We start from the raw sequence: 24,098 nt of genomic DNA, 5'->3' as shown, positions 1-24,098 counted from the left end.
TTTTCGTGTTATGTTTTTGGAGGGAATTTCTTGTAATTGATCCAGCCAATGATTATAAAGCCGATGGTCATTAAAATAGGAATTAATATTTGGGCTATATTCTCAGTAATAAATGGAATAAGAGCAGTTAAGAAAGAAAGTGCAGAAACGAGAATAACTTCTCCAAGAATAATCAGTAATACCCACATGAAACTCAACCTGGTATATTTCCGATATATCATAGTAATTGCAACTAAGAATATGATAAACAATAAACCACCCATTTTCTCACCCTTTCATCTAATAAAATTAATACTTTTCTATTATAGTCATGCCTGGTCTACTTATTAAACCTTTTGTTTAAAAAACAAAAACCTACTCATATGTCGAGTAGGGTTTGGAAGTGCTCAATTAATTATTTCCTTGTTCATCATCGTCGTCATCGTCGTCGTCTGATTCTTCCTCATCATCTTCGCGACTCTCTTCCTCGTCTTCATCATTTTCTTCTTGCTCACGGTCTTCTTCTTCTTCTCGCTCCTGTTTGCGCTCCGCTTTTTCTTCTTCACGCTCCTGCTTGCGCTCTGCTTTTTCTTCTTCACGCTCCTGCTTACGTTCGGCTTTTTCTTCTTTACGTTCCTGCTTACGTTCGGCTTTTTCTTCTTCACGTTCCTGCTTGCGTTCAGCTTTTTCTTCTTCACGTTCCTGCTTGCGTTCAGCTTTTTCTTCTTCACGCTCCGCTTTTTCTTCCTCTAGATCTTTTTCTCCTTCTTCATTCTTCTCATCATCCGAATTCTCTTCTTCATCTTTTTCATTTTGAGATTTAGTTAATGATTTTTCCTGATTGTTTAAAGCCTGTTCAATTGCTTCTTTTGCAGATTCAGAGAGGTTTTCTCGTTCTAAAAGTAAGGTGAGACGCAAAGTTGATTTCTTTACCTCACTGATTGTTTTTGACTCATCCCCCTCTTCCAAGCTACTCATCATATTTTCTATAATTTCTTCATAATCATCCAGGAGTTTCGACGCTGTCTCCTCATCTTCGTCTTCCAGTGCTGACTCAACTTCCAGTACTCTCTTTTCAGCTTGTTCACTTAAAAGTTTTGCCCTATCATTAGAATCTTTGGTAAGTTCTAACGAGGTTTCTTCTATAAGACGTATCGTCTCATAAAATTCTGAGTCAGGTGTCACTTTATCCTCGTTTTCATCCGCAATAACCTGTGGTACAAAAGTTAGTGCACTTACTCCTACAATTAATCCTGCTATTTGTTTCTTCATAAATTAACCCCTTTCTAGTCATAAGAGATGTGATCCAATAGTTTTTCCATGTCTTTTCTTTCTTCATCATAACCCTTCAACGATGTAACAAAGGTAACCACATATGTAAATTCTTCATTTTGAGACAAGTGGATGTCAGTACGAATTTTATCCTTCATCTTTGTTTCGAATGAAATTTGATGTTTTGAATCTTTTATGATTTCAACATCTCCTGCCCCATACAGTAATTCCTTTTTAATTTTACTGAAACTTTTCTCCGTGGATACTGCACTTATAATTGAAAAGGAGGTTCCATTTGATAGTTTTATATTTAGTCTTTCTTCATTTTTCTCGTCGATCAGCTGCCAGCCTGAGTCTTTTGAAATGGAAAGACCATATTTCTTACTTTCGAAAAGATGCGCCTCATTATTATTAAGTGTTTGTTGACCCTTCACTTCTCCAGATTGTTGACATCCAGTCATAAAAAGAAAAATGAATAACACTAAAAACATGATATATTTCAACTTTTCACCTCCTATTCAACTTTCAGTCAAATGAAAAAAACTTTGTCCATTATAATAAACAATTTATATTCATTATATCAGTCCGTAGAAAAAAGAATATCATCCTAACTACATATTCTTTTTACTTTTCATGTAAACTCCGTTAAAGAATGGTTGGGGTTTAGACAGCAATTACACCACTCTTCCCCTATGAATTGTTATTATATTTTTTAATTTGGCTCTGTTAAAGGCTGGTGTTGTTATCTCACAAGTGAGCTTATATCAGCACGGGTACTATTTAGTAATCGTTTAAACTATCAACAACAGATAATAACAGAGACTTTAATTTAAATAAAAGTAAAAAAAGGAATACCATAAGGCATTCCTTTTTTACTTACTATTCAAATCACTTACAGATGTCGATTTCTCCAGATAATACCTTTTCGCCAAGTTTCTCAGATTGTGCGTTCGATGGACGAATTTCCAACTCCACGTTTTTCATTTCAGCTGTAATCTGATCGAATCTTCCCGCCCAAGTCGGGCCCAGTTCTTCAGGTGTTGGGTAGAGTTTAAATCGCCAGCTGATTTCATTTGGGATTGTGACAAAACCTTCATAGCCATCATAGTCTCCCCATTCTGATGGGTCCGGCAAGTGAGAAGCCATCATACTTACACTTGTACGCTTATACCCTTGAGGCTTAAATTGCACTTTATGAATGAGTGCCACACCTTCAGCGTTTTCGTTTTGACCGGAAACCGGCTCCAAAACTACTGTACAGGGCATCTTTTCTGCACTTGAAAGGCTGGGAAAGGCAAATGAAAGAAGAAAAAGTATTACGATCACCAGTGCTTTTTTCATAAGAACGACTCCTCTTTTTGCTTAGCCTAACCATTCAAGCGAGGTTTATTAATACAGTTAGTTAGTTGTTCCCGCACTCAGCTCCTGTCTCCTGCGGGGTGTCCATAACACTTTCACACAGGCGATCAGTCCCATAAACAGGAAGATCCACTTATACTCCATGACGGCAAGAATTCCACCGAATAATGCCGGACCTGCAATTGTACCGACATTCAAGACCATTATACTTATGCTGAAACCTTTCGCAGGAGCTGACGGGAAAACTTCTGCACTCCATATCGGTAAAAATGCTGCGTAAAGCATAAAAGTGAGGCCAAACAAGAAACCGGATAAACATATGATCAACCACGACTGTGAAAAGAAAAGCATCAACATACTTAACGCATAAAAAACTACCGTAATAATAAAACTTTTTTTAAATCCTATTAAGTTGATGAAATCCCCAGCTAACAGACCACCAAGCCCTCCTATCCCAGTAATTAAGAAGAGAATGGCATTCGCTTCGTTTATTGAGAACGTTTGTTGAACGAAGTCTGCCGAAAACGTCCAATAGGTGGCTTCTGTAATTCCGAACACAAATGAAGCCATATATAAAGGAATGGATTGATGGTTTATGACGCTGCTCCGCTCTTGACTTTTATCGTATTGGGGACTATCTCGCAATGTTCCTGGAGGTATGGTTCTGCTGGCCCAAAGAAAGATAAAGAGACCAATAACTCCACCTATCCCCCATAAATAACGCCACCCGTCTCCATCTATTAGAAGGTATATAGCCGCAATTCCAACTAAACCAAGCGATGAACCAGTGCTGATAATAGCTAATGAGCGCTTTTGAAGAGACTCTTTAATATTTTGACGCACGCTATCCGAAAAGGAAGACCAACAAAGACCAGGACTGAAACCTGAAATGAAACAACCGACCGCAAACATGAACCCACTTTGTGCAAGGGCAGAGACCATGAGCCCTACAGACCCTGAAAGGATACCCGCTAATATAAACCATTTAGGTCCTAATTTTGATATAAATATCGTTACCAGTAAGGCGCCGATAAAAAATGAAAAAAAGGAAAGACTTGAAATGATCCCCAGCGTCGAAGCGCTTAAATTAAATTCTTTCTCAAAATTTGGAAGCAGCAAACCATAACCATACCTGACCCAACCGAAAACCAATGATAAAGCAAGCAATCCTACGAGCGATATCATCGGAATTTCATTTTTAAACTGTTTTACCGACCACATCTATACATACCTCCGCTCAATTTTACTTTGTTATGATATTTTGTATCGTACTAGCGGTATTAAACGAATTATCTCCCTTTCAAACTTCTTTTTGTTTTTCATAAAAAAAGCCTCCACTTTTGTGGAGGTTAAAATTCAATATCAAATTATTTTTTTTGGCGATCCTTAATCGTTTTCGCCATCGAAGCTAATAAAATAACGGCAAATATCATTGCAAATGTAAAAACAGCCACATGCATACCTTCTTTCTTGAATTGGATTTCAAAAACCAAATGAAAAGAACGGAGGTTGTTTACCATAAACCAGGACCATGAAATAAATAAGAAGAATTCTTAATAGTCAGCAAAGGGGCATTCTCATATATGCTTTTTTATGTATCATCTTATTCTGCTTTATAGGGTGGGTGCTTTCTACACCAGGCGGATAATGTGCCTGATTTTTTTACGATTAGCCCGGCTTTTTCTTTTAAGACATTATACTGGGATGTAAAAGATTGGTTTAAGCTATAAAGAAAAGATATATTCCTACGACAGAAAAACAAATGGGCAGAATGCATCCAACACTTAAACAGCTATTCGTAAACTCTTCTATAAAAGCAGAGATTTTTTCTTTGATGGTTTTTTTATTCTTTCTGTACACTTCTGCCTCTTCCCCCTTTTATCACAGCTTTTTCTTGGAACCTTTCCATTCACTTCTTAATATTCCCATCTTGATGGAATCATAATACTCTCCGTTTACTTCTCTCGCCTGTCTGATCCGTGCCTCTTCTTCCATACCCAGCTTCTCAGCCACTTTGATCATCCGTAAGTTTCCTGACCATGTAGACATGCCTAACCGATGGAGGCCACTGTGATTGAACAAAAAATCGATCCATAATTGATAAGCTTCTGTTCCGTACCCTCCATTCCAATAATGGGAGTCATAAATGACAATCCCTGTTTCTAACCAATTTGTATTCTTATCCACCCAATAAGCTCCGACATAACCGACGACTTTTTGATTCACGGTAATGACTAAAGCATCCGGAATATCAGCAAAAGCATTGTTGTCCAGCGCCCACATCCATCCATATTCCCTGCGGGTCATTTTATCTTCAGGAATATAAGGACCATTCCACTGTTTGGCTTCCCGCCCTTTTTCACTGAACTTCCAATCATAAAGTTCGTCAATATCCGTTTCAGACGCTTCCTTCAATATCAACTTTTCACCTATAATTTCAACCATAGCGTCTCCCCCTATTCTCGCTCTGTTCAAAACCAACAACTCTTTAATTATTTCAAATTGAGAAAAAAAACACAAAATCCCTTTCCATTCACTCTTGGGGACTTTCAGTAAGAGTTTAAAAATTGTTTCTTTCTGTCGAATCCGATAAACTAGATGGGGTCTTACATAGGAGGGGTGCACATCATGGATCAAGTAATCCAAGTAAAAGATCTACGAAAAGACTTTAAGTCCCATTCCAGCCGACCTGGGTTAAAAGGAGCTTTTCGTGATTTATTCAACCGTAATTATTCAATTATATCAGCAGTAAAAGATATATCATTTGAAGTGAAACAAGGAGAAATGGTCGGTTACATCGGAGAAAATGGTGCCGGAAAATCGACCAGTATTAAAATGCTTACTGGAATTCTCACTCCTACAGACGGTACTGTCACTGTTAACGGAATGAATCCTCATAAAGAGCGGGAGAAGTTTGTCAGCTCCATTGGAGTCGTCTTCGGTCAGCGTTCACAGCTATGGTGGGACATTGCGGTTCAGGAATCCTTCAAGCTTTTGAAAAAGGTTTATAATGTCTCTGATGAGGATTATGAAGCACACATGACCCACGTCATCGATTCATTGGATATCGGACCGCTTTTAGATAAGCCTGTCCGGAAACTATCATTAGGACAACGGATGCGTTGTGAGCTGGCAGCTGCTCTGCTTCATAACCCGCCGCTCCTCTTTTTAGATGAGCCCACAATTGGATTGGATGTCTTGGTCAAATTGAAAATCCGTAATTTCCTTAAAGAAATCAACGAGAAATATAAAACAACGATCCTTTTGACCACTCATGACCTGACGGATATTGAAGCATTGTGTGAACGAGTCATTATGCTGGATGAAGGTCAGATCATTTATGATGGTAAACTCGCAAACCTCCGCTCCAACTGGGGAGAAGGAAAGCAAATTGAATTTCAATTTGCTGAAGAAGTTACTAAAGATGAGCTTTCTCCGTTGATGAAAGAACTTGACGCTGAATGGACAGCTAGCGAAAGAAAAAATGTCTGGGTAGCGAATGTAGTCAATGAAGAACACGTCATCTCAGAAGTCATCGGGAGAGTCGTGGCTGCTCATCGCATCACGGACGTGAAGATCCATGAGATTTCAACAGAAGAAATCATCCGTAACATTTATGAAGAGGGCGTTGTCGATGGCAAAATATATTGAGATGATTCGGATCCGCTTCTTGATGATGCTCGCCTACCGGACGAATTATTACAGCGGAATCCTCATTTACAGCATCAATATCGGCGCGTACTACTTTTTATGGAGTGCCATTTATGGAGATAAAGGAGAAATAGAAGGTCTTTCTGTCATTCAAATGACGACTTATATCGCCGTGGCCTGGATGGCAAGGGCGTTCTACTTCAATAATATTGACCGGGAAATCGCCCAGGAGATCAAAGAAGGAAAAGTGGCTGTAGAATTCATTCGCCCCTATCATTATTTGACGATGAAGACGATGCAGGGCTTAGGTGAAGGAATATTCCGGCTTGGCTTCTTCTCGGTACCAGGAATGATTATTGTCAGCCTTATTTTCCCGATCAATTTCTCAGCAGCTTTGTCCACCTGGCTTTTCTTTATGGTCTCAATCATCTTCAGTTTTATCGTAAACACTCAAATCAACTTACTGACCGGAGTCATGACCTTCTTCTTTTTCAATAACGATGGTTTGATACGTGCCAAGCGTGTCGTTATAGACCTGTTCTCCGGATTGTTATTACCCATCAGCTTCTATCCTGTATGGGCCCAGAGCGTAATGGATTTTTTACCATTCAAGGCGATCAGCTATATTCCCAGCATGATTTTCACTGATGGATTCTCCCGTAATGAAGTATGGGATGCTTTACTATTCCAGTTCGTCTGGGCACTCATACTCATCATTCCGATCCAAGTTTTATGGATCATAGCTAAACGCCAGCTGATTGTGCAAGGAGGTTAGAACATGAAACATGCAGCGATCTTTTTTCATTATGTTTCCCAATACATGAAAACACGTCTGACCTATCGAGTCGACATGCTGATGGAAATCATGTCCGACCTTCTGTTTCAGGCCGTGAACCTTGTTTTTATTTTAGTCGTCTTCGGCCACACCCAGTTTTTAAGTGGGTGGTCGCGGGATGAGATTATTTTCATTTATGGATTTTTCCTCGTTCCCTTCGCCATATTTGGCGCGTTTTTCAACATATGGGACTTTAATGAAAGATATATCGTAAAAGGGGAAATGGACCGGATTCTGACTCGTCCCGTCCACTCCTTATTCCAAATCATATTAGAGCGGATGGAACTGGAATCCCTCTTTGGTATGATTACCGGTATTGCGGTCATGGTATATGCGGGGATGAGACTGGATTTATCCATAAGCTGGTATGATCCATTCATCTTCATTTTGATGGTGATTGGCGGAGCGTTCGTTTACGCAGGAATATTCGTCATGCTGGCAAGCATCAGCTTCTGGTCGGACAGCCGGACAAGTATCATACCGATGATGTACAACATTGGTAATTATGGCCGCTATCCTGTTGATATTTATAACAAGGTGATCCGTTTCATTTTGACGTGGATTCTTCCTTTCGCGTTTGTCGGCGTTTATCCTTCCGCTTATTTCCTAGGTAGAGAAGACTGGTACGTATATGCATTTCTGACGCCTGTTGTCGGATTCGGGTTCTTCTTCCTTTCCATCTTTATTTGGAATGTAGGGGTGACGAAGTACAGAGGAGCCGGTAACTGATGGAATTCATATGAAATGCCTAGGGGTAATTTCCCTGGGCATTCTTATTAATGACAATCCCAATAGTATAGAACGTTTTCAAAGTTCAAGTTAAGTAGGTCTTCTTTTTTGATGAAGAAATTACCTACTCCACTATCTCCCCACATGATACCATTTTCATCGGTATCAACCTGTAAAAGAAGCACGTTATGCTGCTCGTATTGATTATTGTGTCTTGGATCTTCTTGTGTGAAATACGGATAACCACCAATCTTATGCCCTTCACCTGAGAAGGCTTCGTAATACAGTTCCCACAAGTCGAGTTCTTCCTCATCGTAATCCAGTAACTCTTCCTTCATCTCACCTAACAATTCTTCGTTTCGGAAATCTTCAGATGAGACAGGCTCAATATCTTGCTGAAAAGATAAAGACATCTCATCTTCTACTGGAAAGAATTCATCATCATTCAATTCCTTCTGTCTCCCTATGGGTTTTGGTAGGTCTCCCTCAATCGAAGGGTGATATAAGATTTTGAAACCTGTTTGATCACACAAATCTTCTAAGTTCATTCCCATCAAGTCATCTTCAGCATCTATGTAAAACTGCAGTACCCCTTCTTTCGGCATTCCCTCAATGAAGGGCACTTCTGAAAAGTTAATTTGTGCCAATAATCTCAGAGGATTCCCCTTCTTATTTACAGGGTACTCCGTTCCTTCAGGAAGATAAGGTTCCCCGCCAAATTTACTCCCATCAAGAGTTGAGTTTCTCTTTTCTGTTGTAATCTTTATAAAAGGTTCCGTTGTAGAGGCGATTTGTTTTCTATAATCTTTCAATTCTTTTGGTATATAAAAGACAGGGTTATTATCTTTCATTTTAAGTCTCCTTTTCTCTTTTTAAAGGTGATAGAGTACATAGTAGTTATGGCTGTCACACTCAATGGACTTCTCATTTCTGAAGTATATACTGCCTTCATCATCGATTCCATACCCAATGGGGACACGGAGCTTTTCAATCGCTGCTCTCAAGTTCTGCTCTTCGTTCCATTTTGTATAGTGAACACTTATAGTACAGTTTTTGATTAATCCTAAACCACTAAGAAACAGCTGCTTATTTTTCGAGTTATCTATAGGAGGAATAACACAGTGTTCAGGAGCAATTAGTGCTCCTGCCGAGAAACCGGCTACTGGAACACCATTTTCATATAATTCTTTTACTGCTACCCCTATTCCAGTTTTGACGATGTAGGATCGATAAAGTTCCGTTGCTCCTCCAGAAATAATGATTCCTGAGCTTGTTTTCACTTGTTCGATGTCTTCTTCTGAAGGCGATGAAGAAAGAGCGATATACTCGTATTTTTTCAAACCAAATCTTTTTAAGACTGATGTATAAATCTTCATATACTCCTTCCAACCTTCTCTTTCTATGAAAAGGATGGCAACTTTTCCTTTTTCATTGCCGGCGTATTTTGCAAACTTCTCACCTAGAGTATCATTAAATGGCGGACTACCTCCGAATAAGAATAAATGTTTAGCAGTCATGGACCAATCCCCCTTTTTACCATACCCTGTCAAAGCCTGTTGATTTAGTTCAACATAAAAAAGTCTGTTGTTGATATTTTAAAAGATTTCTTACTAGTCCACCCATCTGGGATTGTGGTTTAAGTCCGTTCTTTACACAGAGTATGGGAGGGAAGGGACTTTCATTAATAAAGGTATATGGCCTTTTCCTTCCACCCATTTTGAAGAGTCATTCCCAAAGCCGCGCCTCACACTAATTCTTCTATGGAAATTGTTATGTGAGCTCACAGGTGAAATAACGACACTAAACAATAACAGAGCCAAAATAAAAGAAGAGAGTCCCTAATTAAGACCTCTTCTTTTATCAATCATTACTCTCTATTAGACAACATATTCCCTTCAGACACAAATCCAACAGCTTCATCAATAACATCCGCTAAGTCTTCAGGTAAAACATGTCCCATCCCGTTTTTGACGATCCACTTACACTCAATACCTGCCTCAATCAACAAATGATAGGTTTCTAGAGCTTGTTGATAAAAAGGATCTTCATCGCCGGTAATGATGCAACCTCGTACATCCGTGTCAAAGTCGTCCTCTAAAAGAGTTTTCATTTCTTCTACATCAAAAGCCGGGACGATGGCGATAAAAGAATGAAACTCTTCCATTCCTTTGTCCAGACACATTTGCACCGAAACTTTTCCACCTTGGGATGCTCCAGCAATAATGGACTCAAAATCAGATTGAAGCTGCTCTTCAGAAAACTGTGCGAAGGTCATGCGGATATCTCTTTTAGTGAGTTCATAGTCATCCCAGGTGTAGCAAGCATGACTAAACAATTGGGATGATTGAGGAAAGCCTATTCTATATGTATCGATCAATCGATCATCTTTCCATTGGAGGGCAAAATCACGGGCATTGGATCCTTTCCAGTGTAGCGCAAACAGCATCTGATCCGCCTCAGGATTCCCTTGCACTATAAGATCAGACCTAGATTCCTGGTGAAGCTTGCTGTAAATCTTTCGGCACTTTTCAACTACAGATTTAAAACCATCCTCATCCTTGATGGTTTCCAGTTCAGGATCGCTTGTCAAAAGATCCGGATTCCACCATAATCCTTTTTCAAGAACTTCATTCAATTCAGAGAGCGCTTTTTCCTTTTCCCCTTTGATTGCGTAGAGATTCGCTTTCCAATGACCGAGCCTATCCAACCTTTCTGGAAACCACTGCTTTGCCTCTTCAATTTCCATCAGGGCCTCTCCATGTTTATCTTGCTTTACAAGTTGGATGACCTGCATTTGCAGTTCAATAAAAGTTTTTGATGCCAATATCGTCACCTCAATTGATTTTTTGTTCTACCCCCACTTATATTCAAGTATGTGATAGGAAAATCCTTCTTAGGATTTCCGCACCCAGCTACTCTTTGTCATGAAAATAAAAAAGGAACTTCTATAAGTTCCTTTTTCCAAACCGTCATGGTTAACGAATTCCACTTATTCATTTCTTAACGATTTAACTCCACAGTCAAAGCGGCAATGCTTTTCTTAACTTGTTCTATATTCTCATCATCGTTCATTTCATTTCTCGCATGTAAGAGAACGGGACGCACAGATTCAACGGACCTACCAAAATCATACATCCATTCGTATCGCGGAACCATCCATGTATGGAAATGGTGTGTCGTGTCTTCATTGTAAAAATAATAAACATACTCGATACCCAATACTTTCCTTTGGGCCTCTCTAATTTTGGACAGCACTTGTATGTAGTCGATTTTTTCTTCCTCAGTCAGTTCATCTAAACTTTTAACGTGCCTCTTGGATGCCAGAATAACAAGTCCTCTAATAGGATAGGCCACATCCTGATGGGCGTGGAAGTAATCAGATTCATAAATGACGCCACCATCCGGTTCTACGACCCCTTTGACTAAGGCACAGCTTAAACATTCTACTTCAACAGTTGTTCCATTCGCTAACTGAATTCTCCTCAATGTCTTCCTCCTTATATTATCCCAGCTAAAATGCCAAAGATTTCTTTAACTCTCATTCACTTTGCGGTAGATTTACTTCCATTTGACCATCGCGGTATTTCGCATATGGATCCTCTTCTGACAAATCAACAAACAGACCTTCATCTGTGACTTGAATCATTTCTTCCACCTTCTGCTCATTACCATCTACTTCATATATCAGTTCACTTTTCACTGAAGGGGGTGCAGCCTCTTCCTTGTGTACAGAGAGAATTTCAAAATCTTTTATTTTATAACCTTGTTCTTTTAAGTAATCGACTTTTGCTATGTATTTCTTTTCCGCTTCTTCCGGACTCAAATCCGTTCCTTCATCGTAGTGCTCATCAAAAATTAACAAGTGAGAAAATGCGCTATCATAATCTTCATTCATCAAAGATGTATAATAGCTTTCAACACTCTCTTCTGCCTCATTTGTATTGCACCCGGTTAGAAGAATGGTGAGTCCGAGCATCATGGTGAATAGAATTTTCTTCATTTACTCTCCCCCTTTTATGTATACATCGATTCTAATGATTTCAAAACAGCATAGTCGTGTCAATCTCCACTTTCGAATATAAAACTCTGTCCTGACCCAAAACCTCCTTTTCCAATCAGGAAAAAGAGCGATTTGATCCTTATTATCATTCAAGCAATCCATTTTCATCTCCTCAACAAATGGAAAAATTCACAATCGTTCAGTAGAGGATAATTTCTTGCTAGCAATGGGGAGTTTTGAAATAATAAATTCAAAGAGCCATCACGGAGGTGTTCTATTGAAGTCCTTTATCCAAAATCATCAATATCAATATATAAAAAGCCAAATTGAAAACCTTTTGCAGAGTAAGTTAACTACCCATGACACAGCTGTCACTGAAGCAATCAAAACTTTGACCCAGGAAAAGGTGACCGGCCTATTCGGTAAATTGTCCGAAGATCAAAAACAACTTGTCGGCCAAGTTCAACATGTAGAAGACGAAGCGGAAGCGATATTTTTCTTGTCCCGTTTAAAGCAGCATGTCACTCCCTTCCCTGAACTTCATACAGACACGATTCAATCCCTGTTTCCCAAAGCGAAAAAACTACGACTTCCAGATTTGGAGTCTGTCGATTGGAATGAACTATCCTACTTTGGCTGGAACGACCAAGGGTCAGGAAAAAAATATATCATCTTGTTTAAGGATGGAAAGCTGATTGGGGTTGAAGGACGAACTACCTTCTCACAAAAGCCAGGCATTTGTTCCATCTGTCATGAACAGGAAGATGTCGATCTGTTTACTACAAGGGTTAAGAAATCTTCTAAAGAGGAATCCATAACCCGTGGCAACTACATTTGCCGAAACAGCAACACTTGTAACAAAAACCTAAAGAACATCCACCCTCTTCATCGTTTTATTGATTCGATGACATAAAAAAGCGATCAGAGCTTTAAAACTCTGATCGCTTTTTTATATATTCTCCGTTTTTCACAAATACCTGTTGAGGGTGAGGGTGGCTCAGAAAATCATGGTGACTGATTGTCCAACCATAAGCACCAGCATAGTGAAACAGGATGACATCCCTGGCTCGAACACTCTCCACAAATTCATCTCGAACGAGAACGTCGTTCGGAGTACATAATTCACCAGCTACCGTCACATTTTCACCTTCTATACCGGGCCGGGAGAATGGCTCATTCCATTCATCAATGCTGTACACCTGGAAAGGATGACTGATTTTCCAAGCTGCCGGAAGCCTCAAGTGATGGGAGCCGCCTCGAAGAACCGCATAGTTTTTCCCATGATTCGTTTTCACATCGAGCACTTCCGACGCATAGGTTCCGCACTCTGCTGCCATGTAGCGGCCGATTTCAAGAAATAAAGTGAGGTCCTCTTGACTGTATGCCTCGTTCAATCGGTCCATTCCATCTGTAAAGTGCGCCCAATCAAAAGGAGATGCAGGGTCCCAATAGTTGATTCCTATTCCCCCGCCGATATCGATGATCGGCGTGTTCAACCGATACTCTTCTTTCCAACGCAGCGACTTTTGAATACAACTTTCTACAAAATGCAGATGAGCTTCTGCATCTAAATTATTGGACATGGCATGGAAATGGAACCCTCGAATTTCCACATGATCCGATTGCAATGCTTCTATAATCAGTTGAGGAATGTCCCTTTCATCTACACCAAACTGACTTGGTACCCCGGACATTCTGATATGACTTTCTGACACATTTTCACTCAGGTTGACGCGAATCAGGACAGGGAGTTTGATTTGTTGTACCTTTGCCAGTTCCTCCATCCGATACAAATCATGAAAACTTTCTACATTGACCAACTCGACATTAGAATCCATAGCCGCTTCTAACTCTTTCTTCTTTTTTCCGGGGCCTCCAAATAACATCGGTTTATTTGAAATGGATTTTATTTTCTCCATTTCCCCTTGGGAAGCCACATCGAAACCGTCTACTATCGGTTCCAATGTCTTAAGAATTTCTTTCTCAGGATTCGCTTTCACCGCATAATAAAGACGGCAGAAAACTGGTAAGCTCTGTTTGATCGTTTTCGCATGTTCTTCAAGTAGGTCTAGATCGTAAAAGTAAGCACAAAGAGGTTCATCGGACTCCGTTTTCCACTGCTTAAGATAATCATCGATCGTTGCTTTCTTTTCTATAGTAATCATTGAGCATCCTCCAAATCATGTTTTCCAAAGTCCAGGTCTCTGCCACGCGATCAACAATGTGATGGCGAAACACCCCATCCCCATAAACAACCCTGCAGCAACCGCACCGAACTGTCCTGCAATAAATCCGATCAGTAAAGAACCGAGAGGAATGTATGCCCTGTCCATCAACGCGACACTCAACACTCTTCCCCTAAGTGTTTCTTCTACATTCATCTGTAAAGTAATCCTACTCATCGTGCGATAGAGTTGACTTGTGAATCCTACAATAAGTATCAGGATAAGAGAGATCAAATAACTTTCCTTGAAAAGGATGAAAAAACCTAAACACAGTCCAAAACCGAGTGCTGATAAAACAAGGACTTTCCCTTGGTGGGTGGGTTTTTTTATAGATAAAATCATAGTTGAAATGATAGCCCCAATGGAAGAGACGGATAACAACAGACCGAATCCATCTGGTCCCATACCCATCAATTCATCGGCAAATAAAGGGAGCATCGTTGTATATGGAAACCCGAACACCATCGGAGCAATCGCAATCAGCAAGATGGATACGATCAGGCGGTTTTCCCGGATATAACGAAACGTTTCCTTCCAATCATTCTTCTGCTCTTTCACGATTTTCTTTTCCAATTCCCTGTTTTGTGTCACTTCGATTTTAGGAAGAAGAAAAAGAATCATTGTCATTCCTGCCGCTACAACTATAAATAGCTCGGAAGCACTGTATTTGACCAATAACCAGCCAGCCAAAGCAGGCCCGACCATCCTGGCCAGATTGATGACCATCGTTTGAAGAGATATCGCATTCGGGAGACATCGGTGATCCACCAAATCTGCTAAAAACGCATTTCTGACAGGCACCTCGATCGTCATAAAAAGTGACCGAAGCACAATCGCGCCATAAAACAATACGATAGCCACTTTCATATAAGCTAAGAAAGCGAGCAGGACCGTACTGACAATGATCCCCCCATAACAGATAAGCAATATTTTCTTCCGATCGTAGCGGTCGGCAAGAACACCTCCATGGAGACTGAAAAATATAATCGGGATTAACCGGCAGGCGTTAACGATTCCGAGAGCTACAGCCGATCCTGTCCATTGATAAACAAGCCAGTTCAAGATGGTCAAATCCATCCAATCAGCACTGCGTACAATAAAACTCCCATAGAGAAATTTCCTGAACGATGAGAATGCCAAGGCCTTGTCTTCCCTGGCTGTCCATCGTTGTAAAGCGGTACTAATCATGGATTTCCTCACTGATCGCTAATGGATTGCTCACTTCACTGAAGCTGTACCCTTTTTTGTCGGTCAGTCTCATTTTAGTCAACGCTTTGTGCATGACCTTTGGTTGGAAAAGGAACTCTCTGTCGATTTCCACCTGCTTTTTGATTTCTTTTTGTTCCGATAAGTCTTCCATGGTTTCTTTACATACTTTTTTAACTAACAACCAGAATGTATTTTCCGCTAATCCTGTATAGGAGACAAGTAATCGGATCAATTCACCAAAATGATTTTGAAAAACTGTATAATACATCTTATTGTGCATAGAAGAAATATCATTTGTGACGGACACGGACCCTTCCATGAACTCGGCGGAGATCCCTTGTTTATTCAATCGATCACGATAAATCCGTGCGCCTCCCCAATCTCTGAAATAAAAGCGGCTCAGCCGCCCACCTTTGAAAACTGGAACACTATTTTGCAGATGACCCTCTAAAGCAATTCCATACTTCGTCATCATCGTCAAATATCCCGGCAGGAGTGTGGATATATATTCAGAGAAAAACGAGACCGCTGTTTCTGTTTTTGGCAGTCCTTTGGTATTGCTGTAATGATCGACAACCTCAAACAACATCGGTTGACCACTGACAGGAGAATCCGCATATAAAGCAGGCCCTGCAACAGCAATTTCATCATCCGTCAACCGCTCTTCAATACTCTCACGAAGGAGCATGGTCAAATTCCTGCTTTTCACTTCATCTTCTGAAATAAAAGCAGCTCCCGCGATTTCATTCAACGGAAGAAATTCATCCAGTTGATCCTCTTGCTGCATGACTTTCTCCATCATATTTGTAAACACTGTAGAATTCATCGCCGTTTGTGTTGAAATTGATCGCACCGTCGATGTCATCTGGCTATTTACAGCGAGCTTCAACGCAGGTCCTTCCTCGTTTATTGGGTAAACGGTCCGGAATGAGGATGTCGCACCTACAGGCAGATGAACGTCATCGATCATGATGACATCACCCGCATTGATTTCTTTGGCATACACATCCGGAATAGCATAATCGTATTGCCATTCATGTACAGGTAAGATTTCAAAACTTTGAGGATCTAATTGGCGCTGTTCCAACTGGTGAACACATGTTTCAAAAACCTCTGGATAAAACGGCTCTAACAAAGAATGAGATGCGCCGGTTGTTCTGACATGACTCTTCTTTACGGCTACAAAGCGTACATTGAACGTCTGGTGAAACTCTGGTGCGTATTGAAAGACATCCTTCTTCTTTAAGCCTGTTTTCGTTTTGGCTCCCGGATGAAGCTGATGTCCTTCGACGACGAGCTGCTCTAAGAACAAGCTCGGTGAAAAATGATGGCTCATTTTTCTTTTCTTTAACAAATAATCGATGGTGGAATTCGATTGAAGCTTCTTTGCTTCTTGGTTGATTTCTTTTTCCCACACTTTCTGATACATATAGGCCAGTGTCAAATTCGCCGTCCCATTGTCAAGCTCTTTCATGAACGTCTCTAAATTCTCAAACTGGTTGTCATCAAACAGCCCTCTCACAAGTTCAGATGCCAGTTTTATGACATGGACGCCCGACTCATCAATACGTAGGATTTCATCCGTCGTTTCCACACGATGATAAGCATATTGATCCCACACAGGGAATACATAAACCTCATCTTCTTTCTGGAAAACTTTATAAGTAAGGTCTTCCCTTAAAGGATATTCTTGAATGTTTTTGAAGAAACTTTTCCATTCCGTGCTGTCTTCATTCAAATTGACAACAAGAACCCGGCCGATTTTCTTCAGATCTATCGACCGGCTGCAAACCTGGCCAACATCTTCTCTTAGTATAGAAGAAGCTAGTTTATGGAGGATTCCGCTTCTTCCTTTCTCCATATGATCAATGTAATGATTCAAGTAGGCTGGTGTATGATCCAGTATGAAACGCAGACAGCTGACCTCATCTTCCAACAAACCTTCCAAACGTTGTGTCAAACCTTGATTCATTTCCAGACTCATTTTCCTTCCTCCTCTTTGACCCATCGCAAAGGATTTGGTATATCCACATATGCGTTCTCAGTAAATTGATCCGTCAACCTCATCCTGACAAGTGCTTTCATACGAGAAGGAGATTGCAAGATGATGTCTTCATCTTCCAATTGATCCATTGAAAATGAGTTTTTACTTTTAAGGGTTTCATAGACTTTTTCTACACCGGTTTTCACTACTTTCCAAAGCTTCCACTCATTTATTTCCAGTTCTCTAGAAAGCGGTACGAATAATTCGCCAAGATGGTTGTGGATGATGGCATGGTAAAAAATATCCAACAGCTCCTGACGGTCGTCTGTCGTCAAATTTGTACTAGGGTCCAGACTCTCCATACTATAATGGCTGCTCAGCCGCTCCTCCATAATTCGAATTCCTCCGTTATCCCGAACAATGATCCTTTCAGGTACGCCCTTTTTCAGGACAACTAAACAATTCTGCATATGGACTTCCATGCTGATTCCATACTTTGTAATGAGCGACAAAATCCCCGGCAGCAGGACATCCACATACTTTTCCATGAACCTTTCAGCCGCTTCTCCAAGTGATTCCATTTCTTCCCGTTGCGCGAAATTACGAACCAGTTCTTCAATCAAAATTCGATCCGTAAAAGGGGATTCGGCAATCAACGTTGCAGCAGGAAGAACGACTTCATCTTCATAGAGATCCGATTCAGGGTTTTCTCTGATGATGGATGCAAAGTTCTTTTGCAAGAAATGACGTCTTTCAGGTGTCACCGGATGTTGAGGCTCGAAGTGAATGCCGGACTCTTCACGAGCAAACCCGAATGTACGCGCCAAATAGGGATCATTTTCTTTGATTGAACGAAGCGCATTTGAAATTTTCGGCCCGTTAAATGTCGAAGCCGCGGAAACCGTACGAACCGCACTTGTCATCTGCACGTTCAAGGCTGTTTTTATATGATGTTTATTTTTATCGTAAAGCGGAGCCAGCGACCGGAATGAAACTAACGCAGCTGTATCAATCGTTGCGCTTTCCAAAGGAATGACCATTTCATTTTTAATTTCCTCTTTATAATTTTCTTTGATCGTCTCTTCATATTGCCAAGGGTGGACGATGATCAGTTCATACCGCTCAGTATCCTTTCCCTTTTGCTTCAAAATTGTATAAAACTGTTGTTCTACTTCCGGATATTCATTAAGAATGATTTCTGTCAGGGAACGTTTTTCCATGTTGGTTATTTTGCAGTAATCCTGATCGACAGCCATCGGAATCACCTTTGGACTCCCTGCCCATTCTGGGGCGAATTGGGTAAGAGCTTCTACATCCATTCCTAGACGTGTTCTTGAACAAGGGTGAATCGAATGCCCTTGGATGACCCATTGCTCAAAGAAGTTCAAAGGGCTGAATTGAATATCTCTTTTGCTTTCTTCCAATACGAAGGCGAACGTATCTTCTACAGACCCTGTTTCTTTTTTGAGTTCTCTCTTACGCTCATCAGCCGCGGTTAAAGCGAGTGCATAATTCACTTTACTGTTCTCAATTTCATTAATGAATGGAGCATCTTCATCCAACTGGCTGATTCCTTTTTGTTGACCAAGTACTGATAATAATTGTTCAGGGCAGACCAAGGGCTCCTTACTGCCTTTGTAATCGATTAGAACGATCTCTCCTTGGATTTCAATTTTATGTAAAGCAGAGACCTTTGAAACGGGGACTTCTATGAAGGCTTCTCCTCCAAGAAGAACATGGATGGTGTTGGAATCGATTCCCCAATCAACTTTCACCAATTGTTCTCTGATGACAGCTTGAATGAGCTGATGCAGAATTGTCTCCTCTGCCATCTTCATATTTTCATGAAATGCTTCAAACATGTGAGGGTGTTGTCGTTTTAAATAGGATTGCACGGTACTGCAATAATCCATTGGGTTAGTAAGTGTTGCTTCCAAAACTAAGTCCTCCTCTGACAGTGCATCACTGGAATTAGAAAAAGTGTACCTCTAGGAAGTACACTAATTGATAGTGATTATCAATGTCAATTCAATTCATGAAAACAGTCCGATGGATTCAGCCAGAGGTTAACGTAAGGGTGAAATAGGTCATCATCTATTCTGATTTTTTATGATATCACCTGGCAAAAGTAGTCCATACGATTCACCCTGAAGTAACAGAGAAATGATAAAGAATACATGGAATATCAAAATCTTTCTTTTTTCATAGAATAAACTAGAAATATAGAAAAGGAGTTCATCTAGTGGAAACACAAAAACTTTCGAAGCATATTCCTCAACGGTTAATCGGGGGGATGTTTGAAATCATTCTATCCGGGGTGATCGGTGCTATATATACCGAAATGCAAAATACCGGAAGAGGTTATGATCCTAATCCAGCCTTTTGGAAGGCTTTCTTGATTGCACATTTGATAATTATGATCGTCGTCCCTCTTCTTTTCAGAGGTAAAACGATAGGAATATTAATCACCAATATGGACGTCGTTTCAAATAAAGGAAAAAGAATCAGATATTATCAAATACTTTCAAGAGCTATCCTCGGGTTCGGTGTAGTCGCTGTGACTCACGGGGCATGGTTTTTTGTCTCGATGGCTTTGTCGTTAATGGACAAACGTGGACGCGGTTGGTCCGAATTCATTTCTCATACGACAATTAAGCCTAAAGAAGAACATGAACTATAAAAAAAGAGCCAACTGTGGGTAATGTCCCCGGAGTTGGCTCTTTCCTGTTTAGAACGTATGAGCTGCATCTTTAGCACGAGCGATCGCATCTTCTTTAATCGATTCCGCTTTTTCCGGCATCATCGCATGTCCTTCTACGAATACACCATCAAAAGATGGGACACCGAAGAACTGCATGATTTTCTGCAGGTAACTGTGGCCTGTTTCCATCCCTGCGGCAGGACCTTCAGAATAGATTCCACCGCTGGCCTGGATATGGAATGCCTTTTTATCCGTCAATAAACCTTGAGGACCTTCCTCTGTATATTCAAACGCTTTACCAGCTACAGCAACAGAATCGATATAAGCTTTCATCACCGGAGGAAAAGCGAAATTCCACATCGGCGTTACGAAAACATACTTGTCAGCGTCAATGAATTGTTCACTCAATTCAGAGAGTCTCCCCACTTTTTCTTTTTCTGTTGAGGAGAGATCTTCAAACCCTGATCCATTTTGAAGTTTTCCCCAGCCATTAAAGATATCTGCATCGATTTGAGGAATATATTCTTTATACAAATCGATGTGGATGACCTCATGGTCCGGGTTCACCTCTTTGTATTGATCGATGAATGCCTTCCCTACTGCCATACTGTAAGATTGAGTATCATCGTGAGGGTGTGCTGTAATGTACAAAACTCTTGTCATTTCCATTTCATCCTTTCTGTGAAGTGTGTTGATTCTAGTTTGGTGTTTGAATTGGAATCGATACATTTATCTCAATACCAATTATTTTTAATTCGAGATAATTGTATTTCATATTTAATTTTTTTTCAAGTGTCTAGCTTTTGGTTATTTTTTCTAGGGTTTATGTAAAAATGCAAAAAAAAAGAATGGCCTCATACAGACCATTCTTTTTACTATGAAGATTTGTTGCTTGTCACCAGCAGATATATGAAGTAAGGTGCACCGATTGAAGCCGTAAAGACCCCTGCTGGAACTTCCAAAGGAAGAAACAGCGTGCGTCCTATCAAATCAGCTCCCATAACGAGTATAGCTCCGATCACTGCTGAGATCGGAATTAAAGACCCGTAGTTGGAACCGACGAGTCTCCTCGCTATATGTGGAGCCATGAGTCCTACGAACCCCACTCCACCTGCAAACGAAACGGCAATCCCTGTCAGAGCAGTTGCAATAATTAAAAACAAGCGGCGATCACGTTCCAAATGAACTCCGATTCCCACAGCCGTTTCATCTCCTAATTCCTGTGCATTCATACGCCTTGCCAATAAGAGTGAAAGAAGAAGTAAGGCTGTGACTACTGGAACAATAATTTTCACTTCGTCCCAATTCGAGCCGTACACACTTCCCGTCAGCCATACATTGGCCTGGGAAGCTCGGAAAATAGGCCCAAGAATCATAAGCATCGTAATGATTGCCTGAGTAAAAGCAGAGATACCAATACCAATCAAAATCAATCGCATGGGTGAGAGTCCGTTCTTATAGGCTAGAAAATAAACGAGAAGTCCAATCAGAATGGCACCCGCAAAGGCAGAAAGCGGCATCCATTTGATACTTACCGTCAAAGCATGATCTTCATTACTGAAGAATGCAAGAAAAGCGACCACTCCTACACCTGCTCCGCCTGTTAAACCGACTAAATCGGGAGAAGCCAGTGGATTTCTGATCATCCCCTGCAAAATAGCTCCACTAACAGCCAGAGCTGTTCCTACGAACAGAGCAATAATAATTCTTGGAAGACGTAACGTCTGCACAATCAAACGATCATATTCTTCCCCCCCACCAAAGAAAACCTGTAAAACATTAAGTGGATGGACAATGATCTCCCCAAGTGAAGCTGAGATTAAGAAAAGCCCCAGCATAATCAGCGTCAACACTCCCAAAATCATGAGCGTCCGAATTTCAATCAAAATCGAAAATAAATCATTTTTGGTTCGAAATGTACGGTATTTATTCAAGATTCATTCCACCCTCTCCGAGCAATAAAAATAAAGAAAGGGGTTCCGATAATGGCGGTCATCACGCCGACAGGAACTTCCTCGGGCATGATGATGTATCGTGCACTGATATCAGCCAAGAGCAACAGGATGGCACCTAAAATCGCTGAATAGGGTATGACCCATCGGTGATCCTGTCCCACAAGCCACCTTGCAATATGAGGAATAACTATACCGATGAATCCGATCGGACCTGCAATAGCGACGGCCCCTCCTGCCAACAAAACGATTACAATTCCTGCGATCGCTTTAATCCAGGCTGTTCGTAAACCTAAGCCATAAGCGACATCTTCTCCCATTAATAACACATTGATGTGACGGCCGATGAAAAGAGAGCCGAGCCATGCAGCTACGATATATGGAAGCACGGGAAGCATATGATCAAGGCTTCTTCCCTGAACAGACCCAGCCAGCCAAAATAAAACTTCATCCAGAGCCTTTTCATTCAACACAAGAAGCCCTTGTGTGAATGAGAAGAATAAAGCAGCAATGGCAGCTCCTGCAAGAGTGAGTCTGACAGGAGTCAACCCTTCTCTTCCAATCGATCCGATTCCATAAACCACTAAAGCTGCTACTGCGGCCCCTGCAAACGCAAGCCATGTAATGCCTTGTAATGAAAGCGATGGAATGTAGGATATAGCCACCACGACAAAAAAAGAAGCCCCTGCATTGATTCCGAAAATACTCGGAGATGCGAGAGGGTTTCGTGTTAAAGCCTGCATCAACACACCTGCTATGGCCAAGGATGCTCCGACACAAGCTGCTATAAGAGCTCTCGGGAACCTGACTTCCGTTATTATAATATGTAGATTTGTTTCATCGAAATTAAAAAAAGCTTGATACACATCCCTGATATTCACATCCGTATAACCGAATACGATACTTGCAAATGTGCAAAGCACCAATAATATCAGTCCAGCGATGATGCCCATACCTTTTAATACGTTAGATCTTAAAACCATATGATAACCCTCTCAAATCCATTCTCTTACAAAAATCTCATATCTTACAGTCTATGTGTACGCGCGTATACTGTCAATGTATATGAGAATCATTTTCAATTAATTACTGAAAAAAGGTTGACTTACATCTACTTTTGCTATAATCTACTAATTGCAATTGAGAATCAAAATCATTTAAGGAGTTGTTCATGTGTCAAAGAAATACATAGTATTATTCAGTCTAGTATTCACATTCGCGCTACTCTTGTCTGCTTGTGGAGGTTCTGAAGAGACATCCGAGCAGGAAGATAAGCAGAAAGAAGCGAACGGGTTTGAACCTTATACAGTAGAACATGCAATGGGAACGACCACTGTAGAAGAGAAGCCTGAGCGTGTCGTTATTTTGACCAACGAAGGTACAGAAGCGCTTCTTGCTCTAGGTAAGAAACCGGTTGGTGCCGTTAAATCATGGACCGGTGATCCATGGTATGACCATATCAGTGATCAAATGGAAGGCGTTGAAGTGTTAGGCGATGAAACAAATGTAAACATTGAAAAAATCATTGAACTGAAACCAGATTTGATCATCGGAAATAAAATGAGGCAGGAAGATGTCTACGATAAATTGAGCGCTATTGCTCCGACCGTTTTCTCTGAAACCCTTCGAGGGGAATGGCAGAATAACTTCATGACTTATGCAAAAGCATTGAACATGGAAGATAAAGGACAAAAAATGATCGATGAGTATGACCAGCGTTTGGACAGCTTTGCAGAAAAAGCCGGAGATAAGCTGAACCAAAAAGTATCCGTCATCCGCTTCATGCCTGATCACGTACGAATCTATCACAAAGATTCCTTCTCAGGAGTAATCCTTGAAGAAATCGGATTTGAACGCCCTGAATCCCAAGATGTCAATGATTTCATGGAAAAAGCGACGAAAGAACGTATTCCGGCTATGGATGGAGATGTTCTATTCTACTTCACCTATGAGCCAGGTGACGGCGCTGCAACTAACCTTGAAGAAGAATGGCTGAACGATCCATTGTTCCAAAACCTTGAAGTAGCCAAAGAAGGCGATGTCCACAAGGTGAGCGATGCCATTTGGAACACGGCAGGCGGTTACATTGCAGCAAATAAAATGGTCGACGACCTGGAAGAATACTTCCTGGACGAAGAACAATAATCTCTTCATATGAAAGAAAGAAGCGCATCCCATTGGATGCGCTTCTTTATGTGTATA

Annotated in this window: 24 protein-coding genes; 6 read left to right on the top strand and 18 right to left on the bottom strand. The window is 40.8% G+C overall.

The genetic code is table 11. The features are described from left to right. Positions 1–390: 390 nt before the first annotated feature. The 6 genes from LCL89_RS02405 to LCL89_RS02380 form a co-directional block, all read right to left on the bottom strand. Complete coding sequence (locus tag LCL89_RS02405) at positions 391–1,251, bottom strand: DUF5667 domain-containing protein (protein WP_224807483.1); 861 nt, start codon at positions 1,249–1,251, stop codon at positions 391–393. A 14-nt stretch (positions 1,252–1,265) separates the two neighbouring features. Further along, positions 1,266–1,754: a hypothetical protein gene (locus LCL89_RS02400; RefSeq protein ID WP_224807482.1), complete on the bottom strand. Its 489-nt coding sequence runs from the start codon at positions 1,752–1,754 to the stop codon at positions 1,266–1,268. A 385-nt stretch (positions 1,755–2,139) separates the two neighbouring features. Continuing rightward, a complete protein-coding gene (locus LCL89_RS02395) occupies positions 2,140–2,592 on the bottom strand; it encodes a hypothetical protein (RefSeq protein ID WP_224807481.1) in 453 nt (150 codons plus the stop codon). A 57-nt stretch (positions 2,593–2,649) separates the two neighbouring features. Continuing rightward, the gene (locus tag LCL89_RS02390; protein WP_224807479.1) at positions 2,650–3,831 is read right to left on the bottom strand and encodes an MFS transporter; all 1,182 of its coding nucleotides are present in this window, start codon (positions 3,829–3,831) and stop codon (positions 2,650–2,652) included. A gap of 146 nt (positions 3,832–3,977) precedes the next feature. Beyond that, entirely contained in the window at positions 3,978–4,130 is a 153-nt protein-coding gene (locus LCL89_RS02385; protein ID WP_224807478.1) for a hypothetical protein, read from the bottom strand. A gap of 361 nt (positions 4,131–4,491) precedes the next feature. Beyond that, entirely contained in the window at positions 4,492–5,055 is a 564-nt protein-coding gene (locus LCL89_RS02380; RefSeq protein ID WP_224807477.1) for a GNAT family N-acetyltransferase, read from the bottom strand. 183 nt (positions 5,056–5,238) lie between these two features. Between LCL89_RS02380 and LCL89_RS02375 the strand changes: the two genes are divergently transcribed. From LCL89_RS02375 to LCL89_RS02365, 3 genes are read left to right on the top strand one after another with little or no spacing between them, the layout of a single operon-like run. After that, positions 5,239–6,261 carry an ABC transporter ATP-binding protein gene (locus tag LCL89_RS02375; RefSeq protein WP_224807476.1) on the top strand — a complete coding sequence of 341 codons (1,023 nt, stop codon included), beginning with the start codon at positions 5,239–5,241 and terminating at the stop codon, positions 6,259–6,261. Then, complete coding sequence (locus LCL89_RS02370; RefSeq protein ID WP_224807475.1) at positions 6,245–7,036, top strand: ABC transporter permease; 792 nt, start codon at positions 6,245–6,247, stop codon at positions 7,034–7,036. Before LCL89_RS02375 ends, LCL89_RS02370 begins: the two co-directional genes overlap by 17 nt. Before the next feature lie 3 nt (positions 7,037–7,039). Then, positions 7,040–7,825, top strand: coding sequence for an ABC transporter permease (locus LCL89_RS02365; protein ID WP_197316334.1), 786 nt, complete (start codon positions 7,040–7,042; stop codon positions 7,823–7,825). A gap of 47 nt (positions 7,826–7,872) precedes the next feature. Here LCL89_RS02365 and LCL89_RS02360 read toward each other — a convergent pair whose 3' ends face one another. The 5 genes from LCL89_RS02360 to LCL89_RS02340 all read right to left on the bottom strand — a co-directional run bounded on the left by LCL89_RS02360 (position 7,873) and on the right by LCL89_RS02340 (position 11,825). Next, positions 7,873–8,676: a YwqG family protein gene (locus LCL89_RS02360; RefSeq protein ID WP_224807474.1), complete on the bottom strand. Its 804-nt coding sequence runs from the start codon at positions 8,674–8,676 to the stop codon at positions 7,873–7,875. Positions 8,677–8,697: 21 nt separating this feature from the next. Then, on the bottom strand, positions 8,698–9,342 hold the full coding sequence (locus tag LCL89_RS02355; RefSeq protein ID WP_224807473.1) for a Type 1 glutamine amidotransferase-like domain-containing protein: 645 nt from the start codon (positions 9,340–9,342) through the stop codon (positions 8,698–8,700). Between the two features lie 350 nt (positions 9,343–9,692). Beyond that, positions 9,693–10,649, bottom strand: coding sequence for an alpha/beta hydrolase (locus LCL89_RS02350; protein ID WP_224807472.1), 957 nt, complete (start codon positions 10,647–10,649; stop codon positions 9,693–9,695). A gap of 176 nt (positions 10,650–10,825) precedes the next feature. Next, positions 10,826–11,311, bottom strand: coding sequence for an HIT family protein (locus tag LCL89_RS02345; RefSeq protein ID WP_224807471.1), 486 nt, complete (start codon positions 11,309–11,311; stop codon positions 10,826–10,828). Between the two features lie 52 nt (positions 11,312–11,363). After that, positions 11,364–11,825 (bottom strand): membrane lipoprotein lipid attachment site-containing protein, encoded by a 462-nt coding sequence (locus LCL89_RS02340; RefSeq protein ID WP_224807470.1) that lies wholly within the window; start codon positions 11,823–11,825, stop codon positions 11,364–11,366. A 277-nt stretch (positions 11,826–12,102) separates the two neighbouring features. Here LCL89_RS02340 and LCL89_RS02335 point away from each other — a divergent pair, with 277 nt between their 5' ends. Beyond that, positions 12,103–12,738, top strand: coding sequence for a FusB/FusC family EF-G-binding protein (locus tag LCL89_RS02335; protein ID WP_224807469.1), 636 nt, complete (start codon positions 12,103–12,105; stop codon positions 12,736–12,738). Positions 12,739–12,754: 16 nt separating this feature from the next. Here LCL89_RS02335 and LCL89_RS02330 read toward each other — a convergent pair whose 3' ends face one another. Genes LCL89_RS02330 through LCL89_RS02315 form a run of 4 tightly spaced genes read right to left on the bottom strand, consistent with a single transcriptional unit; the run spans position 12,755 to position 19,180 of the window. After that, the gene (locus LCL89_RS02330) at positions 12,755–13,990 is read right to left on the bottom strand and encodes a type III PLP-dependent enzyme (RefSeq protein ID WP_224807467.1); all 1,236 of its coding nucleotides are present in this window, start codon (positions 13,988–13,990) and stop codon (positions 12,755–12,757) included. Positions 13,991–14,005: 15 nt separating this feature from the next. Continuing rightward, the gene (locus LCL89_RS02325) at positions 14,006–15,238 is read right to left on the bottom strand and encodes an MFS transporter (protein ID WP_224807465.1); all 1,233 of its coding nucleotides are present in this window, start codon (positions 15,236–15,238) and stop codon (positions 14,006–14,008) included. Next, positions 15,231–17,243 (bottom strand): IucA/IucC family protein, encoded by a 2,013-nt coding sequence (locus LCL89_RS02320; RefSeq protein WP_224807463.1) that lies wholly within the window; start codon positions 17,241–17,243, stop codon positions 15,231–15,233. Before LCL89_RS02320 ends, LCL89_RS02325 begins: the two co-directional genes overlap by 8 nt. Continuing rightward, complete coding sequence (locus tag LCL89_RS02315) at positions 17,240–19,180, bottom strand: IucA/IucC family protein (protein WP_224807461.1); 1,941 nt, start codon at positions 19,178–19,180, stop codon at positions 17,240–17,242. The genes LCL89_RS02320 and LCL89_RS02315 overlap by 4 nt, the downstream gene beginning before the upstream one ends. 305 nt (positions 19,181–19,485) lie before the next feature. Between LCL89_RS02315 and LCL89_RS02310 the strand changes: the two genes are divergently transcribed. Further along, a complete protein-coding gene (locus tag LCL89_RS02310; protein ID WP_224807459.1) occupies positions 19,486–19,923 on the top strand; it encodes an RDD family protein in 438 nt (145 codons plus the stop codon). 48 nt (positions 19,924–19,971) lie between these two features. Here LCL89_RS02310 and LCL89_RS02305 read toward each other — a convergent pair whose 3' ends face one another. The 3 genes from LCL89_RS02305 to LCL89_RS02295 form a co-directional block, all read right to left on the bottom strand. Further along, positions 19,972–20,607, bottom strand: a complete 636-nt coding sequence (locus tag LCL89_RS02305) for an FMN-dependent NADH-azoreductase (protein ID WP_224807458.1) — start codon at positions 20,605–20,607, stop codon at positions 19,972–19,974. 212 nt (positions 20,608–20,819) lie between these two features. Beyond that, positions 20,820–21,878, bottom strand: a complete 1,059-nt coding sequence (locus LCL89_RS02300; protein WP_404813384.1) for a FecCD family ABC transporter permease — start codon at positions 21,876–21,878, stop codon at positions 20,820–20,822. Continuing rightward, the gene (locus LCL89_RS02295) at positions 21,875–22,879 is read right to left on the bottom strand and encodes a FecCD family ABC transporter permease (RefSeq protein ID WP_224807457.1); all 1,005 of its coding nucleotides are present in this window, start codon (positions 22,877–22,879) and stop codon (positions 21,875–21,877) included. The genes LCL89_RS02300 and LCL89_RS02295 overlap by 4 nt, the downstream gene beginning before the upstream one ends. 190 nt (positions 22,880–23,069) lie before the next feature. Here LCL89_RS02295 and LCL89_RS02290 point away from each other — a divergent pair, with 190 nt between their 5' ends. Then, positions 23,070–24,041 carry an ABC transporter substrate-binding protein gene (locus tag LCL89_RS02290; protein WP_224807456.1) on the top strand — a complete coding sequence of 324 codons (972 nt, stop codon included), beginning with the start codon at positions 23,070–23,072 and terminating at the stop codon, positions 24,039–24,041. The last annotated feature ends 57 nt before the right edge of the window (positions 24,042–24,098 follow it).

The sequence above is a fragment of the Halobacillus yeomjeoni genome, from assembly GCF_020171525.1.
Classification (GTDB): Bacteria; Bacillota; Bacilli; order Bacillales; family Halobacillaceae; genus Halobacillus; species Halobacillus yeomjeoni.
This window is presented reverse-complemented; position numbering and strand designations above follow the sequence as displayed.

Bases quoted from the DNA above. Each gene is read 5' to 3' on its own strand.
- LCL89_RS02325 (WP_224807465.1), bottom strand. From the start codon at position 15,238: ATGATTAGTACCGCTTTACAACGATGGACAGCCAGGGAAGACAAGGCC.
- LCL89_RS02370 (WP_224807475.1), top strand. From the start codon at position 6,245: ATGGCAAAATATATTGAGATGATTCGGATCCGCTTCTTGATGATGCTC.
- LCL89_RS02305 (WP_224807458.1), bottom strand. From the start codon at position 20,607: ATGACAAGAGTTTTGTACATTACAGCACACCCTCACGATGATACTCAA.
- LCL89_RS02385 (WP_224807478.1), bottom strand. From the start codon at position 4,130: ATGGTAAACAACCTCCGTTCTTTTCATTTGGTTTTTGAAATCCAATTC.
- LCL89_RS02380 (WP_224807477.1), bottom strand. From the start codon at position 5,055: ATGGTTGAAATTATAGGTGAAAAGTTGATATTGAAGGAAGCGTCTGAA.
- LCL89_RS02395 (WP_224807481.1), bottom strand. From the start codon at position 2,592: ATGAAAAAAGCACTGGTGATCGTAATACTTTTTCTTCTTTCATTTGCC.
- LCL89_RS02360 (WP_224807474.1), bottom strand. From the start codon at position 8,676: ATGAAAGATAATAACCCTGTCTTTTATATACCAAAAGAATTGAAAGAT.
- LCL89_RS02355 (WP_224807473.1), bottom strand. From the start codon at position 9,342: ATGACTGCTAAACATTTATTCTTATTCGGAGGTAGTCCGCCATTTAAT.
- LCL89_RS02330 (WP_224807467.1), bottom strand. From the start codon at position 13,990: ATGATTACTATAGAAAAGAAAGCAACGATCGATGATTATCTTAAGCAG.
- LCL89_RS02295 (WP_224807457.1), bottom strand. From the start codon at position 22,879: ATGGTTTTAAGATCTAACGTATTAAAAGGTATGGGCATCATCGCTGGA.
- LCL89_RS02375 (WP_224807476.1), top strand. From the start codon at position 5,239: ATGGATCAAGTAATCCAAGTAAAAGATCTACGAAAAGACTTTAAGTCC.
- LCL89_RS02365 (WP_197316334.1), top strand. From the start codon at position 7,040: ATGAAACATGCAGCGATCTTTTTTCATTATGTTTCCCAATACATGAAA.
- LCL89_RS02320 (WP_224807463.1), bottom strand. From the start codon at position 17,243: ATGAGTCTGGAAATGAATCAAGGTTTGACACAACGTTTGGAAGGTTTG.
- LCL89_RS02405 (WP_224807483.1), bottom strand. From the start codon at position 1,251: ATGAAGAAACAAATAGCAGGATTAATTGTAGGAGTAAGTGCACTAACT.
- LCL89_RS02340 (WP_224807470.1), bottom strand. From the start codon at position 11,825: ATGAAGAAAATTCTATTCACCATGATGCTCGGACTCACCATTCTTCTA.
- LCL89_RS02390 (WP_224807479.1), bottom strand. From the start codon at position 3,831: ATGTGGTCGGTAAAACAGTTTAAAAATGAAATTCCGATGATATCGCTC.